The organism is Erwinia mallotivora (assembly GCF_000590885.1).
Taxonomy (GTDB): domain Bacteria; phylum Pseudomonadota; class Gammaproteobacteria; order Enterobacterales; family Enterobacteriaceae; genus Erwinia; species Erwinia mallotivora.
In genome coordinates this window covers 1-17,155 of sequence record NZ_JFHN01000012.1, presented here as the reverse complement: position 1 = coordinate 17,155, position 17,155 = coordinate 1, and the positions used below count along the sequence as shown (strand labels likewise).

Here is a 17,155-nt window from a genome sequence, read left to right as displayed (position 1 = left end):
AGCAGGCTGAAAAATTAACGGTGGCTATTTTGCCACAATCAGTATCAGTGCAGTTAACAAGTTGGAGCGATTGTTGTGATACTGCACAATTATCATCATTCAGCTCACTATGTTATTATTTTTTCTCATAATGTCAGCAAAAACTGGCAATAAAACGCCGGTCAATAAAGGAAAATTATGTTTGAAATAGTCAGGCGCACTACGCTGGGCGCATTATTACTGCTGATTATGCCTGTTGGCGTCTGGATTTCTGGCTGGCAGTGGCAACCTGATAATATGGGAATTTGGCACAGGGTGCTGTTTTGGGTAACTGAAACCGTCACCAGTCCGTGGGGAGCTGTAACCAGCGCGATCCTTTGCGTGTGGTTCGTCTGGTGCCTGCGTTTCAGACTGAAGCCAGCGATATTATTACTGGGAATTATGATTCTGGCGATTCTTGCGGGACAGTACGCCAAAAACGTTATCAAGGAACAGGTGCAGGAACCGCGCCCCTACGTGTTATGGCTGGAAAAAAATCATGCGCTGGATGACAAAATGTTTTATCAACAACCCCGTCAGCAGCGTAGCAGGCTGGTGAGTGAGGCTGTGGCCAGCGACAATCGTTTGCCGGACTGGCTGAAAGCTCACTGGGAATTTGAAACAGGCTATGCTTTCCCCTCCGGCCATACAATGTTTGCCGCAAGTTGGGCACTGCTGGCCTTTGGTCTGCTCTGGCCACGCCGCCGGGTTGTGACTCTGCTGCTACTTTTTGGCTGGGCTACGGGTGTCATGGCAAGTCGACTGGTACTGGGTATGCACTGGCCTCGGGATCTGGTTATCTCAACATTGATCAGCTGGCTGCTGGTTACTGTTGCGACCTGGCTGGTCCAGCGCTGGTGCGGTCCATTAAGCGTACCCCCGGTGGAAGAGCATGAAATACGTCAACGTGAAAGTGATTAGATTGTGATTATCAACCTGTGCCCCAATATCATTGCGTGATAAGGGTTCTGTCACTGCGCAGATTTCGTTAACGCATCAGTCAAGCAACAGGGCGTTTTTTTTGGCATAATTCATCTGGTTATCACCAGACTACGGGACGGACTGTGAAATACTTGCTGATTTTTTTACTGGTTTTAGTGATCTTTGTCATCTCAATCACCCTTGGGGCACACAACGATCAAATCGTGACCTTCAATTATTTGTTGGCACAGGGGCAGTATCGGGTTTCAACGCTGGTTGCAACGCTTTTCGCCGTCGGCTTTATTCTTGGCTGGGCGATTTGTGGGCTGTTCTGGTTGCGACTTCGTGTCTCACTGGCGGCAGCTCAGCGAAAGTTAAAACGTCTGCAACAGATAACGCAGACTGAAGAATCGGTGACAACGTCACCTGCACCTGTCGCTAAGGAATAATTTCTCATGTTGGAACTGCTGTTTCTGTTATTGCCCGTTGCCGCAGCCTATGGCTGGTACATGGGGCGCAGAAGTGCGCAACAGGATAAGCAGCAGGAAGCCAGTCGGCTGTCGCGTGATTATGTTGCCGGGGTGAATTTTTTGCTCTCCAATCAGCAGGACAAAGCGGTCGATTTGTTTCTTGATATGCTCAGAGAAGACAGCGGCACGGTCGAAGCTCATCTGACGCTGGGCAATCTTTTTCGATCCAGAGGGGAAGTAGACCGTGCGATTCGAATTCATCAGGCGCTGATGGAAAGCGCTTCGCTCACTTATGATCAACGCCTGCTGGCCTTACAGCAACTTGGTCGCGACTATATGGCGACAGGTTTTTATGACCGTGCAGAGGAAATGTTCTCTCAACTTGTTGATGAAACAGATTTCCGTGTCGGTGCACTCCAACAGTTACTGCTTATTCATCAGGCAACCAGCGACTGGCCGAAAGCCATTGAGGTGGCTGAACGGCTGGTCAAACTGGGCAAAGATAAACAGCGGATGGAAATTGCCCATTTTTATTGCGAGCTGGCATTGCAGGCTATGGGCAGTGACGATCTGGATCGTGCCATGAATCTGCTGAAAAAAGGTGAGGGTGCCGATCGTCAGAGCGCACGTGTTTCAATAATGATGGGCCGTATTGCTATGGCGAAAGGTGATTACGCCAGAGCCGTTGGCCTGCTTCAACGGGTGATCGAGCAGGATAAAGAGCTGGTCAGCGAAACGCTGGAAATGCTGGAAAGTTGTTATAACCAGTTGCAGCAGCCTCAGGCCTGGGCCGATTATCTGCGACGTTGTGTGGAAGAAAATACGGGTGCTGTAGCCGAGCTTTACCTCTCTGATATCATCGAACGTGATGAAGGAGGGGACGTCGCTCAACTTTATATCAATCGTCAACTTGAACGACATCCCACCATGCGTGTTTTCCATCGACTGATCGATTTCCATCTGAATGATGCGGAAGACGGCAGGGCAAAAGAGAGCCTGATGGTGCTGCGGGATTTGGTTGGAGAGCAGATCCGTACCAAGCCTCGCTATCGTTGCCATAAATGTGGATTTACTGCACATGCACTGTACTGGCATTGTCCATCCTGTCGTGCCTGGTCATCGGTTAAACCGATACGCGGGCTTGATGGTCAATAATTTCTGGCTGATGAACGACACTCTTTTTCGTTTTTTAGTTACAACATACTCTTTATTGCCTGGTTAATCATACCTCGAGCATCAGTGTCGCTTGCGTCTGACAGAAAAGAAAAGCGCGTCAGGCTGTGAATTTATCGATACCACAGGTAAAATGCCTGCCGTTTATTTTCTGCGCCTCCAGGTGCTTTATTTTCAGAGGGTCTTCTTATGCAATCACCGCTGGCAAGCGATTCCCCGATTCTGGTCGCACTTGATTATGCCGACCGCGACCAGGCTATGGCTTTCGTAGACAGAATTGATCCGCGTAGTTGCCGTCTGAAAGTGGGTAAAGAGATGTTTACCCTTTTTGGACCACAGTTGGTAAAGGATTTACAGCAGCGTGGTTTTGACCTGTTTCTCGATCTGAAATTTCATGACATTCCCAACACCACTGCGCATGCGATTGCCGCCGCTGCCGAACTGGGTGTCTGGATGGTGAATGTCCATGCCAGCGGGGGAGCCAGAATGATGGATGCTGCACGCGAAGCGCTGATGCCATTTGGCAACGATGCTCCGCTGTTGATAGCAGTGACGGTACTGACCAGTATGGATGCCGAAGATCTCAGAGGAATTGGGATTGATGCCACACCCGGCGATCACGCTCAACGTCTGGCCAGTCTCAGCCATCAGTGTGGACTTGACGGGGTTGTTTGTTCGGCACAAGAAGCAGCACGATTCAGGCGCACGTTGGGAACAGATTTTCGTCTGGTCACACCCGGTATTCGCCCAAAGGGCAGCGAAGCAGGTGATCAGCGCCGGATTATGACTCCGCAGGAAGCTAAAGAGGCTGGCGTGGACTACATGGTAATTGGACGTCCAATTACTCAGGCTGCCGATCCCGCCGTCGCGCTGGCTGACATTCTGACATCTTTGCAGGGGGCGCAATGACCGATAACAACAGTCGGCTGGTTTACTCTACGGAAACAGGGCGAATTACCGAATCTGCACCAGCGGTACAAAGAGAAAAAGGCGATGGAATTGTTCGTCTTCAACGTCAGACCAGTGGCAGAAAAGGTAAGGGCGTGTGCCTTGTCACGGGGCTGGATCTTTCTGATGGCGAACTGGATAAGCTGGCGGCGGAATTGAAGAAAAAATGCGGCTGTGGCGGTTCAGTTAAAAATGGCGTTATCGAAATTCAGGGCGATAAACGTGACTTGCTGAAAAGCCTGCTGGAGTCAAAAGGGATGAAAGTTCGCCTCGCGGGGGGATGAAAGGGAAGTGAATACAGACCATACGATTCAGCTACGCTGGGTTCAGACATTTGCAAGGCCAGGTAATCTGGCCTTACTCGTTGCTACATTTTAGTTACCTCAGGCGGCTGTGCCAGTAGTGGTCCTGCTTCAGCCATCAGCGTTTTAAAATGAGGCTGATTTCCGTGAGAATCGACGGCAGCAGCATTTTTCCATGTTTCATGAAACAGAAAAACATTGCCATCCTCGACACTGCGATACAGATCGTAATGCAGACAACCTGCTTCAGCTCGGGCGGGTTTCACCCCTGCATTCAGCACTTTCTTCAGTTCATCGGCTTTACCGGCAATGGCGACGAACTTTGCCACGATACAGACGTTTTTTTCGGTCATGATCCACTCCTTAATTACGCTGATAAACAGGACATAATCCAGCCCTGAAAAGGTGATAACGACTGACACAACTGCCGTTATCGAATCAGTAGAACATCATGCCATATTTTCTGCGACCTTACAGAGAACGACAACGGGCCAGTCCTGAAGAAGTAGAAAAATATTATTTTCGTTGCCGCGATTTCACGCTGTTCAGGTCAGATTGTTTTATTTGCCGTGATGATTTCTGATCATTATTTTTGGTTAAAGTAATCATCGGCGCAGGCTATTGTCATCGGGTTTCTTTTTATTTCAAAAATATTTATCTCACGACTCGACCTGCCCGAAAACGTGGATTATGCTGGCAAACTGCCTGCCCAACGCAAATGGAGTTTTTTGAATGAAAGCTGCAACCTTTCTCATCGTCGCCACGACATTATTACTCGCCGGATGTAGTGGTCATGGTGATGACGATCCCCCTCAGCAGGCCACTGCTGCACATGTCTCGCCACGCGTGGAGATGTCCGGCATGGCAGAGCAGGTTTGCAGCAATGCCGGAGGCACGCTGGCGCTGTCCCGGCAGCTCGATGGCAGTTCGGTTGGCATGTGTCAGCTGGCCAATGGTCGCCGCTGTGGAGAAAATGCCCTGGTCAGTGGCAGCTGCGTACGTTAGGGACTGAGGTAAGGCCGGTTAAACCGGCCTGCGAAAATTATCTCAGATGGTCAGTTCATTGGGACAATGCTGAGTGTTTTTTAGCATTGTCAGATTTTCCAGTGTAGTTTGCGCGATACTGGTCAGTGCCTCAGCAGTCAGAAAAGCCTGATGCCCGGTAAACAGCACGTTGTGGCAGGCAGAAAGGCGACGGAATACATCATCCTGGATCACGTCATTAGATTTATCTTCAAAGAACAGGTCACGTTCGTTTTCATAAACATCCATACCCAGCGATCCGATTTTCTGCATTTTCAGCGCATCAATAGCAGCCTGAGAATCTATCAGCCCGCCGCGACTGGTGTTAATAATCATTACGCCATTTTTCATTTGTTCGAAAGCTGACATATTGAGCAGATGATTATTTTCTGCTGTCAGCGGACAGTGCAACGAAATAACATCAGACTCGCGAAACAGGGTTTGTAAATCAACGTATTCGGCACCCAACTCCAGAACCTGTGGATTAGGGTAAGGGTCTGAAGCCAGCAGACGCATACCGAATCCTTTCAGGATCCGCAAAGTGGCAATACCAATTTTGCCAGTGCCAATAACGCCGGCAGTACGGCCATGCATATTAAAACCAATTAATCCTTCGAGAGAGAAATTGGCGTCTCTGGTGCGCTGATACGCACGATGAATACGTCGGTTAAGCGTCATCATCATACCTACAGCATGTTCCGCCACCGCTTCCGGTGAATAAGCAGGAACGCGGACAACTTTAATACCCAGCTCTTTTGCCGCATCAAGATCGACGTTATTGAACCCTGCGCAGCGGAGTGCCACGAAGCGAACGCCCAGTCCGGCCAGTTCTTCCAGCACGCTACGCCTGCCATCATCATTGACGAAGATGCACACTGCCTCACAGCCGGAAGCGGTTTTGGCGGTTTTTTCAGTCAGCAGAAAATCGAAAAATTCCAGTTCATGGTGAGAGGTGGCATTTACCTGTTCGAGATATTTCCTGTCGTACTGCTTGGTACTGTATACCGCGATTTTCATTATCTCTCCTGATGTTCTGAAGATAAAAAAGACTGACAGGATAATAACAACAATTCGTATTCTGCGGCGAGCCTGCTTTACATCACCAGGCATTCTGGCCTGGAAACCTTTCACAATGCTTCTCGCCGGGCAGATAACATGACATCATTCAGCCCTGTGACTTTTACGGACTATACGGAACAACTGTCATGACCCGCAGCTGGAAGCTGTTCACTGCGATAATAACGATACTGCTGTTAGCTGGCGCAAGCCTGTGGCTGACCGCTGTCCACTGGTTACCCCGTCTTGCAGGGCTCTGGTTACCTGTTAACACCACCATCCGACTGGAGAGCAATTTTTCCTGGCGTGACGGGGGGGTGTGGTTGCCCGCAATCAGCTATCGCGTCGGTGACTGTCAACTGGCCGCCGTGGAGGATCTGTCATTAAAAAGGGCAAATGGCCGCTGGCAGTTAGCTGCCGGTAACGTAGATGTCAACAGCAATTGCTTCAGTCAGTTCCCGCAGAACAGTCAGCCAACGGCCCCAAAATCGGTGGCTGAGTGGCAGTCTCTGCTCCCCTCTGCACAGGTTTCAGTCAGTCAACTGACGGTCACGCCCTGGCAAAACTGGGCGGGCTCTCTACAACTCGATCTGCAACCTGAACAGCAGAGCATTGATTATCAGGGAAAAAACATTCATCTGGCGGCGGCACTCTATGGTCAGCGTCTCGATATCTCTTCTCTGGTGGTCAATGCGTCGGGTCTGCCACAGCCAGTGAGAGTAGGCGGAAGCGTAACCCTGCCAGCTATTCCTGACGCGCTGCCTGATGCCGGTGCTATCCACGCTAACCTGACAACCGACAGCGTTCCGCATCCTCTGCTTGCCACACTAAACTGGCAGCAGGATAAGGGGGAGGTCAGGATCATGGCCGAAGATACAAAAACGCTTTTGTTCAGACTGCCCTGGCAGATATCTCCGCTGGAAATCACCGTGCAGCAAGGGGAGTGGCACTGGCCATATGCCAGTCAGCTGCTCTCCGGTAGGATCAATTTTTCGTTGAAAAACTGGCAACAGGGGCTGTCATCAACCGAGGTTACCGGGCGTCTGAACGCGTTGACACAGGGAAAAGGCGGTAAAGGCAACGTGGTGCTGACCCTGGGGCCGGGTCATCTGGACTGGGAACAGTGTCAGTTACCGTTCAGGCTGACCGGTGACAGCAAAATGGAACAGATGCTCTTTTTTGCTGCCATTCCGGGGGAAGTGCAGGGATCGTTATCTGCACCCGAAATGATACTCAAACCTGGCGCACTGTTGCGAATGCGAGGAAAGCTACTCTCCACGCTTGAAGTAGATGAAGCGCGCTGGCCTCTTTCCGGCCTTAAGGTCTCCTCCTCTGGCATTGACGGGCGTTTACAGGCAATTCTGACCGCACATGATCCTGACACCGGTCGGTTTCGCGTGCATCTGGATGGCCGCGCCGATAATTTCTGGCCCGATCAAGGGCGATGGCAGTGGCGTTACTGGGGGGATGGCGTGCTGTCTTCTTTCGAGGCTGAATGGGATGTAAATGGCCGGGGACGCTGGCAGGACAAATTGATTGAGCTGGAGTCACTCTCCACCGGCTTCAACCAGATCAGTTACGACAGTGTCAATGTACATGCTCCCCGTCTTACGCTGGAGACCCCGCTGCGATGGCAACGCGATACTTCTGCACCATCCTTCAGCGGAAAGCTGAAACTTAATGCGCAGCAAACGACGTTCAGCAGTGGAGGGCATTTGCCTCCGGCGATATTGCGCCTGGCGCTGAATGGACGCGATCCCGGTTCCTTTTTATTGCAAGGAACATTGCAGGCCAGCCCCATCGGGCCAGTGCGACTTTACGGGCGTTGGGATGGTCAGCGTTTGCGCGGTCAGGCATGGTGGCCGCAACAGCCGCTAACCGTTTTTCAGCCACTGCTCAGTGACGATCTGAAAATGAAGATCCAGGGTGGAACATTGAAAGCACAGATGGCTTTTTCGGCGGCCAGCGGGCAGGGATTGGCAGCCGGAGGACATTGGGTGGTAGCAGATGGCCGCATGCTTATGCCGGACAACGAAATTAATGGTGCCGATTTCTCTTTACCTTTTCGATTCAGGAATAATCAATGGTATTTCGGTGCCAGGGGGCCGGTGTCGTTACGCATCAAAGAGGTTAAGAATCAGTTTGCATTACAGAACATTACGGCTGATTTGCAAGGCTGGTATCCGTGGAGCAAAAGTCATCCTCTGCGTCTCAGTAATGTTGGAATGGATATACTGGGTGGAAAAATGCGCATGGAAAGCCTGCAAATGCCACAAACAGAAGCCGCCACGCTGCGGCTGAAAAATATCAGTATGAGTGAGTTAATCACCGCCATCCGACCAAAACAGATTGCGATGTCCGGTCATATCAATGCTGCCTTGCCGCTGTGGCTGGATGATTCACACTGGCTGGTGAAAGAGGGATGGATTGCAAACAGCGGTCCTCTCACCGTGCGGCTGGACAAAGATTTTGCTGATGCTGTCTCAGCGAATAACATCGCAGCCGGGGCAGCAACCGACTGGTTACGCTACATGGAAATTTCACGTAGCTATGCAACCCTGAATATCGACAACATTGGTCAACTGACTTTAAAAGCTCAGGTCAATGGCACCAGTCGTTTCAGTGATAAAAATCAGCGTGTTTCACTCAATTACACGCAGCAGGAAAACCTGTTCCAGCTCTGGCGTAGCCTGCGCTTTGCCGATAATTTGCAATCCTGGGTGGAGCAGAATGCTTCCCTGCCAACTCAGAAGGAAAACAAAAATGAGATGCATTAGCCTGTTATTACCAGGCACAATCTGGTTGCTCAGCGGCTGTATACCGCGTATTGAAGTGGCAGCGCCAAAGGAACCCATTACTATCAATATGAATGTGAAAATCGAACATGAAATTCACATCAAGGTAGATAAAGACGTTGAAGCGTTGCTAAAAAACCAGAATGGCCTGTTCTGAAAGAGGTGCCGGATGAAGAAACTACAGGTTCTGTTATCGGTTTTGCTGTTGATAGCACCGCCACTGATGGCTTTAACCCTGGATGAGGCAAGAAAGCAGGGGCGGGCCGGTGAAACATTATCGGGCTATATTGCCCCATTGAAGCAGGACAGCGAGACGCTGGAACTGGTATCAAAAATCAATCAGGGGCGTGAGCAGCAGTACCGGGCGCTGGCGGAAAAAAATAATATGAGCACGGTAGAGGTCGCACGAATAGCTGGACAAAAACTGGTCGAACGGGCAGCGCCGGGGGAATATGTGCGTGGACTTAATGGAAAATGGTTGCAAAAGACACCCTGAAATAAAAACAGTCTGTTTCTAGTACGCCAGGCCCATTTCGCTTTACGGAGCAAGATTTATTTGCTGTCAGTGTCAGCCAGCCCGGCATCTGACCATTAATGACACCTGAAACTGAGGCCATCTCAAGCTTTACCGTTTGTCACCGCTGTGATTACAATCAGTAATTGTGATAATTGTCCGTCTGAAATTAAAAATGAATAATATTTTTCAATAAGTTGCTTTAAGATTTCGCTGTAAACCCATCCCGCCAATAACAGGTTAAGGAATGCCGATGATCAATTCACGTTTTACGCTGGCTGCACTGTTTATGGTTGCCACTACCACAGTGTTTGCCGCTGATGTTCCGCCAGGAACCAAACTGGCCGCACGACAGGAAATTGTTCGCCACATTAAAGATGAACCGGCTTCACTCGATCCGGCCAAAGCCGTGGGTTTACCGGAAATTCCGGTTATTCGCGATCTGTTTGAAGGACTGACCAGTCAGGATGCAGCTGGAAATATCATCCCTGCCGTAGCCACTCAGTGGCAGACCAGCGATAACAAAACCTGGATCTTTACGCTGCGTAAAGATGCTCGCTGGTCAGATGGTGAGCCGGTAACGGCAGAGGATTTTGTGTGGAGCTGGCGTCGCCTGGTGGATCCTAAAGTTGGCTCGACTTTTGCGTGGTTCGCCGGGCTGGCAGGGATTGAAAATGCAACAGCCATTACTAAAGGGGAAATGACCGCGGATAAACTTGGCGTCAGCGCACTGGACAACTATCGACTGAAGGTGACGCTGGACAGGCCCGTTCCTTACTTTATCAGCCTGACAGCTAACTTCAGCCTCTATCCAGTGCCACAGAAGGTTATTGAAAAATACGGCAATGACTGGACCCTGCCGGGCAACCTGGTGGGCAACGGTGCCTATAAACTGCAGCAACGCGTGATTAATGAAAAACTGGTTCTGGTTCGTAATGAAAACTACTGGGATAACGCCCACAGCGTTCTTAATAAGGTCACCTTCGTGCCCATCAGTGAAGAATCCAGCGCGACCAAGCGTTATCGCGCAGGGGACATTGATATCACGGAGTCTTTCCCGAAAAACATGTACAGCCTGCTAAAAAAACAGATCCCGGATCAGGTTTACACTCCTGATCAACTGGGCACCTACTATTTTGCCTTTAACACGGTGAAAGGTCCGACGGCAGATGTGCGGGTTCGCCAGGCGCTCTCGTGGAGTATTGACAGAAAAATTATTGCGGAAAAAGTACTGGGAACGGGCGAAAAACCGGCCTGGCATTTTACGCCGGATGCCACAGCCGGTTTCAAAGCTAAACCTGACTTTTTGCAACAGCACAGCCAGGAAGAGCTGAATGTGCAGGCCCGGACGCTGCTGGCGGCGGCAGGGTATGGTCCAACGCATCCACTCAATCTGACACTGCTTTATAACAGCTCAGAGAATAACCAGAAAATTGCTATCGCCGTGGCATCAATGTGGAAGAAGAACCTGGGTGTGACCGTCAGGCTACAGAATCAGGAGTGGAAGACCTACATTGACAGCCGTAATAGCGGTAACTTCGATGTGATTCGCGCCTCATGGATTGCTGATTATAACGAGCCTTCCACCTTCCTCAGTCTGTTAACATCCAGTCACAGTGGCAACATCTCACGGTTTAAAGACGATAACTATGATGCGTTGCTTGAAAAAGCTAGCAGGGAAACCAGTCCCACCATTCGTAATGATGATTACAATCGTGCTGAGCAAATCATTGCTGATAAGGCACCGATTGCCCCGCTGTATCAGTTTACCAATGGGCGCCTGATCAAACCGTGGGTAAAAGGTTACCCTGTCACTAATCCGGAAGATGTGGCTTACAGTCGCACCCTGTATATCCTGAGTCATTAATGTTCACGGGGCAGACGCAGACGCGTCTGCTTCGTAACTAACAGAAGTTTCAGCCTGCACCAGATAATGACGCTTTCGCGTCATTTTGTTATTGTTTTGTTATCTTTCGATTTCCAGATCGGGTGCCTTGTGGTGAAATTCTTTGTTTTTAATCTGGTATTTCTGCTGAGTGGTTGTGCACTGAAACAATATCCAGCTTCGCAACCTGTCAGTTCGGTAGAGGCTACGCAACTGGACTGTAACGGCGTTAAACAAGCAATAATCAGCCAACAACAGGTAGAGGCAGAGATCGACAAAACCGGACAGTTTGACGGTCTGACAGTACTTGGCTTTATCGGCGACTTTGGCATCGGGAACGGGGTGGCGAAAAGTCAGGCCCGTAAACATGCAGACCAGCGAATGGCTCAGCTAAAACAGTTGGAGAATACGCGTTGCACCACCACACAGCGTGGCTCGTAACCTGTAATAAACCGACCTGCAAAATCCAAACCGTACGAGAACGTACGGTAAGAACATTTTTAACCATTTCATAGAGGGACATATCCCCCTTGCAATCTGTATTTTTGAATCTCGTCAGGCAAATTTATCATATGTAAAACTGACGAGGTCATCCGAAGATGCGTATCTCTGTTGACTATTATCTATTTCTTTGGCATGAGACAGCATCTTATTCATGTTGCCAAAATCTGAGTGTACATAATGAAATGTAGTACTAAGCAATGTTTTATCAATATCTCCCCCTACAGTCGGGTGGATAATATAGGAATATCGAACCGCATTATCTATATCTTCACCATGAGGTAAGGCTACTGACCTTGCCTCACTGGGTATTCCGTCAGCTACAGTGCGAAACTCCCCACAAATTACAGCCAAAAATTTCTCATCGTTGACTACAAATTCATGAGAGAAGAGTTTTTTCTCAATGTCGGAAGAGAGCGTTTTTGCCATCGGATCGAAATGTCTTAACACATATTTTTCTATACTTTCTGATTCACCAGGTAATAAGGTCTTACCTGAAAAGCAGGTACCCTTGTGCTGATTATCTTGTAAATCATCAAGATTATCCTCCCGATAATTCATAACTATCAATTTTCCTGGCGCAAAAGGTTTATTACTAATCCTGTCCAGTACATATGTTTCAGCGTGTAATTTCTTTTCATTATTATTTGGGTTAGGTTTGAATTTCAAATGATCACCTTTACGAACCAGAGCCAGTAACTTTCCATCTCGAAGAACAGGCATAATATTAGCCGTAAAGTTGACAAGACTGTGCAACGGTATTCTTTGATTATCTTGTATAAGCTTAACGTCTTTGGATGAACGATGTTCTTCCGAAAGCGGACCAGATATGTAAATCGAACCAGCAGCAATTATCGCATTCGGATAACGTTGGCTCAGAGGTACAAGATAATCGTTAATCGCTTTATATACTGCACCTACTGGAGCACAGTGATTCAATGCTATATCTGCGCCTCTGAAGAAATCTTCACAACCAACAAACAGGACGTTTTCATCCTTGTTACCACCAGAAATTATTCTCTCAGCTAAAACACGCTCTATCTTAGCCGCCCCAAGCGCTACGTTTTCCAGCGTTTTTTTATATGCCATCTGGTGACTAATACAATATCTGTTATTAGTATTGACTGGATTTAAGAAATTCCCAGCTGCAGTTAAAATGGTTTTGAAACTTGTTGTTCCTGGAGGAGTATTGTACCTGGAAAGCACCTCTGTTCTTTCTTCTCCTCCCAGGACACGTACGTTGTATCCATCATTGCTCATTTCTACAATATGGCGGTGTTCATTCTCCAGAGTTATTATATAACACTTTGTTCCAACTTTATTGCTGACTGCAGGTTTGACATCTATGTTGCTCGAATTGAGCGCGCTGATTGCAGCCTTACGCAAGTCATACGAATATACAATCCCATTAACTGGCAAAGCTTTTTGTATCAAATTACTCTCTCTTTCCAGCTGTTCGGGTAAAGTAGAACGACTTAATTGCAAGTTTTGCAGGATGGACTGTGATGAGTTTGCATTGACTGGGAACATATATACTTCCTGTAAATAATCTAATGTGTTTACTCCAACGTTGTCAGGAGTGCAAGCCTGCTCATTTCACTAATTTATTGCATGTATCGCAGGAGTCATTAACCTAACGCATTCAGGTGAATTCTTCGAAGATATATGACCTAAATCCACACAATTGTGTAATCAGGATGTATTAATTAACATCATATTTGATTATACCCTGACCTGAAGTCTGGTCTGATGATGAAAACTGTCAGAATTAAGTGGCTCTATGTATTTATTGATACTCGTAATTAAGGGACATAGTTTCTTTTCTGACACATTAAGTGTTGGGGGCGTATGAAAGGTTAAGTATTGGTTATATCCGGGTAAGCAGCTATGACCAGAACCCAGAACGGCAACTGGATCAGACTCAGGTGGATAAAGTCTTCGTCGATGAAGCATCGGGTAAAGATACGAAGCGGCCAGAGCTGGATTCATTGTTGTCATTCGTACGTGATGGAGACATTGTTGGGATTCATAGATTCGGGTTTTCTGTCGGGCAAGTGAGGCCCCTGATATGTCAGCAAAATAGTTCAGCAACTACAGATAAATAACAAGGCAGCGAGGGGCAGCAAATTCAGTTCCGTGAACAGGATCGAATTTTAGTTGCACAATGACACTTTTTTTAACGGATAAGCCGGCTGCGGTTGTTTTGCAACACTCGTGGCTCAGGTTAGACTGTATCACGTTGATTAATCAGAGCGCGGAGTTGCTGTGGACGTCATTGAAGGTAAAGCTTTACAGGTATCAGATGCCATAATTTCCTGCCAGCTGGACGGTAAAGGGGGGTTAATTCCCATTGATGATAAGGACGTCATTCATTGTGATAAGCCTTGCTGGTTACATCTGAACTATACCCATCGCGAAAGCGCTGACTGGCTGGCATCCACTCCGTTAATCCCTGATGCGGTGAGAGATGCGCTGGCAGGCGACAGTATGCGCCCGCGGGTGAATCGTCTGGGAGATGGCACGATGATCACTTTGCGGAGTGTCAACCTGAACAGCGAATCACGTCCGGACCAACTGGTGGTGATCCGGGTATTTATCAATGACAGACTGATTGTTTCAACTCGTCAGAGAAAAGTTTTTGCTATCGATGAAGTGCTGACCGATCTGCAAAATGGTAACGGGCCCACCAATGGCGGCAGCTGGCTGGTTGATGTCTGCGATGCGCTGACCGATCATACCAGTGAATTCATTGAGCAACTCCATGACAACATTATTGAGCTGGAAGATGCCGTAGTAGACCAACGTGTTCCACCCCGAGGTGAGCTGGCGCTAATCCGCAAGCAACTGATCATCATGCGCCGCTACATGGCTCCTCAGCGTGATGTCTTTTCACGTATTGCCAGCGAAAGACTACCCTGGATGAACGATGACGATCGCCGCAGAATGCAGGATATTGCTGACAGACTGGGGAGGGGGCTTGACGATTTGGATGCCAGCGTAGCCAGAACGGCAGTGCTGGCGGATGAAATCAGCTCGGTAATGGCAGAGGCGATGAACCGTCGCACCTATACCATGTCACTTCTGGCAATGGTCTTTCTGCCCACCACCTTTCTCACCGGACTGTTTGGCGTTAACCTGGGCGGGATTCCCGGCGGTGGTTGGCGCTATGGATTTGGCGCGTTCTGTTTACTGCTGATGTGCTTAGTACTGGGCGTTGCCTGGTGGTTGCGGCGACGTAAATGGTTGTGAGTAATATCTTACCGTGCACTTCGGAAAGATATAAAGGGACGTTTATGCTGATCAGCATCAATAAAATGCCAGCACAGCTGAGGCAAACTCTTTTCCGCAGGTGAATGCAACGTCAAGCGATGGGCGTTGCGCTCCATATTGTCTTACTTCCTTTTTTGAATTACTGCATAGCACATTTGATTCGCACAAGCCGGTTATTACCGGCTTTTTTTTGCCTGTTTGCCAGCCAGAAGAGTCGCACCTATGCTTAAAACTCACCTATGGGAGGAGAAAAGCATGCACTCAGTCATGATAACTGACAAGCCATTGGCATCAGAACCTATACCCGTGGATCCACCGCCCGTTCCCGGTCCAATCCCATCCCCTCAGCCAATGCCCGATCCACCACCCGTCGACCCGGACCCCATTCTCGATCCCCCCCCGTTTCGCTGACTGTTGCAGGCTGGCTTTATGTCAGCCTGGTTTACCCCATCACGATGAGGCTGGTTCCAACCTTATTGGAAAAAACGTATAATTGCGGCAATTCCTCAACAGACAGGCTGCCTGCGCGGTTTTTTGAAAGCAAAAATGATGATACAAGAAGACACCAGAAAAGAGACACTTGAGTTTAATAAGCTTCAGAAAAGGCTGCGAAGGAATGTTGGTAATGCCATCACTGATTACAACATGATTGAAGAAGGTGATGTAGTGATGGCCTGCATGAGTGGGGGGAAAGACTCATTTGCTATGCTGGATATCCTGTTAAACCTGCAAAAAGCGGCGCCAGTTAATTTTGAAGTGATCGCGGTGAATCTAGACCAAAAGCAGCCTGGTTTTCCTGAGCACATCTTACCGGAGTGGCTTAACACGCTTAACATTCCTTATTATATTGTCGACAAAGATACTTACTCCGTCGTAAAAGAAAAAGTCCCTGAAGGTAAGACGACCTGTGGATTATGTTCACGTTTGCGCAGAGGCACGCTGTACTCCTTCGCGGAGAAAATTGGTGCAACCAAAATTGCGCTGGGTCATCATATGGATGACATCGTTGAGACTCTGTTTCTCAACATGTTTCACGGGGCGAAAATGAAGGCTATGCCCCCGAAACTTCGTTCCGACGATGAACGTAATGTGGTAATCAGACCGCTGGCTTATTGCCGGGAAAAAGACTTGATCCGCTATACCGAATATAAAAACTTTCCCATTATTCCCTGCAATCTTTGTGGTTCACAGGAAAATCTGCAACGTCAGACGATAAAAGCCATGCTTACCGGTTGGGATAAAAGTGAACCGGGTCGGGTTGAGAGCGTGTTTAAATCTTTGCAAAACGTGATACCGAGTCAGCTTGCTGATAAAAATCTGTTCGATTTTGCTCAGTTACCACTCGACCGCTCTGGTGAAAGAGAGAAATATGCCTTCACTGAGGCCACCATATCTTCCAGCAATATTAATTCATCACAGTTTATCGATGTGACAAACATCATTTAATTGCAGGCTTTATTTGCTGGCAAGCGGGCTTTTTGCCCGCTTCATCAAGATATAAAATATTAGCGCTAGATGCTATGCATCCTGAAATGAACCCTGATTATCGTAAATAATCTGATTCAAAGTTTGCACATTCTGATAAACAACATACGTTTTTTCTGTTCTTCTCACCTCAATGATAATATTCGATGACTGTTCTGCCGTGACGGTAGTTGACCAGTTATTGTTACTTACTGAAGAATAGAAGGCTGAGCCATTGTTAACTTCTGAAACATAAGTACCATTAGCACGGATAACATAGCGTTGTGCGCGATAGTCAGCATTTCTGAAAGCGACCACCACACGACTGGCAGAGACACTGACGCTGGTTATAGTATTTTCGAGGAAAATTTGTTGCACCTGATAGAGCAGTTCCAGAAGCCGTTGCTTACTGCTGGCTGACATCACCGCAGAATTAACTGAGCGGGAAAGTTCATCAATAACGTTCTGACTTACCCCTTCAACTAAAATTCCGGATGATTTATTCAGGTAGAGTGTATTTATCTTCTCCCTGAGTTGAGATTCAGTTTTCGAGTCAGAGAACAAGGTGAAAAGATAACCGTGGAGACTCACCTGAATGTTCAGTTCATTCAGAGAAATACTGTTACTACTGAATTTCCAGGTTCGGTTAGTGAGTGATGAAGACATGCCAGGTACACCATTAACAATTTCAGCAATGACATGATTACCGGTGCTTACCTGATATGTATTAGTCGCGACTTGATCTGACATATAGCCTTGAAAGGTTGAGAGTTACCGGTTTTGATATGGGTGTCGAATCCTTATACAAAACACGA

18 protein-coding genes and 1 pseudogene are annotated in these 17,155 nt (G+C 48.1%); 15 read left to right on the top strand and 4 right to left on the bottom strand.

The window, feature by feature from the left end:
- Positions 1–177 precede the first annotated feature (177 nt).
- The 5 genes from pgpB to yciH all read left to right on the top strand — a co-directional run bounded on the left by pgpB (position 178) and on the right by yciH (position 3,814).
- A complete protein-coding gene (pgpB, locus tag BG55_RS00590) occupies positions 178–939 on the top strand; it encodes a phosphatidylglycerophosphatase B (protein WP_034933034.1) in 762 nt (253 codons plus the stop codon).
- 143 nt (positions 940–1,082) lie between these two features.
- Positions 1,083–1,388, top strand: a complete 306-nt coding sequence (locus tag BG55_RS00585; protein ID WP_034933031.1) for a LapA family protein — start codon at positions 1,083–1,085, stop codon at positions 1,386–1,388.
- A 6-nt stretch (positions 1,389–1,394) separates the two neighbouring features.
- Positions 1,395–2,564 (top strand): lipopolysaccharide assembly protein LapB, encoded by a 1,170-nt coding sequence (gene lapB, locus BG55_RS00580; RefSeq protein ID WP_034933028.1) that lies wholly within the window; start codon positions 1,395–1,397, stop codon positions 2,562–2,564.
- A gap of 207 nt (positions 2,565–2,771) precedes the next feature.
- A complete protein-coding gene (gene pyrF, locus BG55_RS00575; protein WP_034933025.1) occupies positions 2,772–3,491 on the top strand; it encodes an orotidine-5'-phosphate decarboxylase in 720 nt (239 codons plus the stop codon).
- Positions 3,488–3,814 carry a stress response translation initiation inhibitor YciH gene (gene yciH / locus BG55_RS00570; protein WP_034933022.1) on the top strand — a complete coding sequence of 109 codons (327 nt, stop codon included), beginning with the start codon at positions 3,488–3,490 and terminating at the stop codon, positions 3,812–3,814. Before pyrF ends, yciH begins: the two co-directional genes overlap by 4 nt.
- 83 nt (positions 3,815–3,897) lie before the next feature.
- On the opposite strand, the gene BG55_RS00565 is transcribed toward yciH, so the two are convergent.
- Entirely contained in the window at positions 3,898–4,185 is a 288-nt protein-coding gene (locus BG55_RS00565; RefSeq protein ID WP_034933020.1) for a putative quinol monooxygenase, read from the bottom strand.
- A 379-nt stretch (positions 4,186–4,564) separates the two neighbouring features.
- Here BG55_RS00565 and BG55_RS00560 point away from each other — a divergent pair, with 379 nt between their 5' ends.
- Positions 4,565–4,837, top strand: coding sequence for a putative hemolysin (locus BG55_RS00560; protein WP_034933017.1), 273 nt, complete (start codon positions 4,565–4,567; stop codon positions 4,835–4,837).
- 42 nt (positions 4,838–4,879) lie between these two features.
- Here BG55_RS00560 and BG55_RS00555 read toward each other — a convergent pair whose 3' ends face one another.
- Positions 4,880–5,872 (bottom strand): 2-hydroxyacid dehydrogenase, encoded by a 993-nt coding sequence (locus BG55_RS00555; protein WP_034933014.1) that lies wholly within the window; start codon positions 5,870–5,872, stop codon positions 4,880–4,882.
- 188 nt (positions 5,873–6,060) lie between these two features.
- Between BG55_RS00555 and BG55_RS00550 the strand changes: the two genes are divergently transcribed.
- From BG55_RS00550 to BG55_RS00530, 5 genes are all read left to right on the top strand, one after another.
- On the top strand, positions 6,061–8,688 hold the full coding sequence (locus BG55_RS00550; protein ID WP_034933012.1) for a YdbH family protein: 2,628 nt from the start codon (positions 6,061–6,063) through the stop codon (positions 8,686–8,688).
- Positions 8,675–8,863 carry a YnbE family lipoprotein gene (locus BG55_RS00545; RefSeq protein ID WP_034933009.1) on the top strand — a complete coding sequence of 63 codons (189 nt, stop codon included), beginning with the start codon at positions 8,675–8,677 and terminating at the stop codon, positions 8,861–8,863. Before BG55_RS00550 ends, BG55_RS00545 begins: the two co-directional genes overlap by 14 nt.
- A gap of 12 nt (positions 8,864–8,875) precedes the next feature.
- A complete protein-coding gene (locus BG55_RS00540) occupies positions 8,876–9,202 on the top strand; it encodes a YdbL family probable chaperone protein (protein WP_034933006.1) in 327 nt (108 codons plus the stop codon).
- A gap of 271 nt (positions 9,203–9,473) precedes the next feature.
- Positions 9,474–11,087 carry a peptide ABC transporter substrate-binding protein gene (locus tag BG55_RS00535; RefSeq protein WP_034933004.1) on the top strand — a complete coding sequence of 538 codons (1,614 nt, stop codon included), beginning with the start codon at positions 9,474–9,476 and terminating at the stop codon, positions 11,085–11,087.
- Between the two features lie 132 nt (positions 11,088–11,219).
- Positions 11,220–11,546: a hypothetical protein gene (locus BG55_RS00530; RefSeq protein WP_420842939.1), complete on the top strand. Its 327-nt coding sequence runs from the start codon at positions 11,220–11,222 to the stop codon at positions 11,544–11,546.
- A 114-nt stretch (positions 11,547–11,660) separates the two neighbouring features.
- Here BG55_RS00530 and BG55_RS00525 read toward each other — a convergent pair whose 3' ends face one another.
- Positions 11,661–13,136, bottom strand: coding sequence for a hypothetical protein (locus BG55_RS00525; protein ID WP_034933001.1), 1,476 nt, complete (start codon positions 13,134–13,136; stop codon positions 11,661–11,663).
- A gap of 332 nt (positions 13,137–13,468) precedes the next feature.
- Between BG55_RS00525 and BG55_RS21580 the strand changes: the two are divergent.
- The 4 genes and pseudogenes from BG55_RS21580 to ttcA form a co-directional block, all read left to right on the top strand.
- Positions 13,469–13,636, top strand: a pseudogene (locus BG55_RS21580) (recombinase family protein); the annotation flags it as partial.
- Between the two features lie 235 nt (positions 13,637–13,871).
- Positions 13,872–14,855 carry a zinc transporter ZntB gene (gene zntB / locus BG55_RS00520; protein WP_034932998.1) on the top strand — a complete coding sequence of 328 codons (984 nt, stop codon included), beginning with the start codon at positions 13,872–13,874 and terminating at the stop codon, positions 14,853–14,855.
- Positions 14,856–15,098: 243 nt separating this feature from the next.
- The gene (ynaL, locus tag BG55_RS23565) at positions 15,099–15,287 is read left to right on the top strand and encodes a proline-rich small protein YnaL (protein WP_071994949.1); all 189 of its coding nucleotides are present in this window, start codon (positions 15,099–15,101) and stop codon (positions 15,285–15,287) included.
- A gap of 138 nt (positions 15,288–15,425) precedes the next feature.
- Positions 15,426–16,322 (top strand): tRNA 2-thiocytidine(32) synthetase TtcA, encoded by an 897-nt coding sequence (ttcA, locus tag BG55_RS00515; protein ID WP_034932996.1) that lies wholly within the window; start codon positions 15,426–15,428, stop codon positions 16,320–16,322.
- Between the two features lie 72 nt (positions 16,323–16,394).
- On the opposite strand, the gene BG55_RS00510 is transcribed toward ttcA, so the two are convergent.
- Entirely contained in the window at positions 16,395–17,006 is a 612-nt protein-coding gene (locus BG55_RS00510) for a hypothetical protein (protein ID WP_152542554.1), read from the bottom strand.
- Positions 17,007–17,155: the final 149 nt, after the last annotated feature.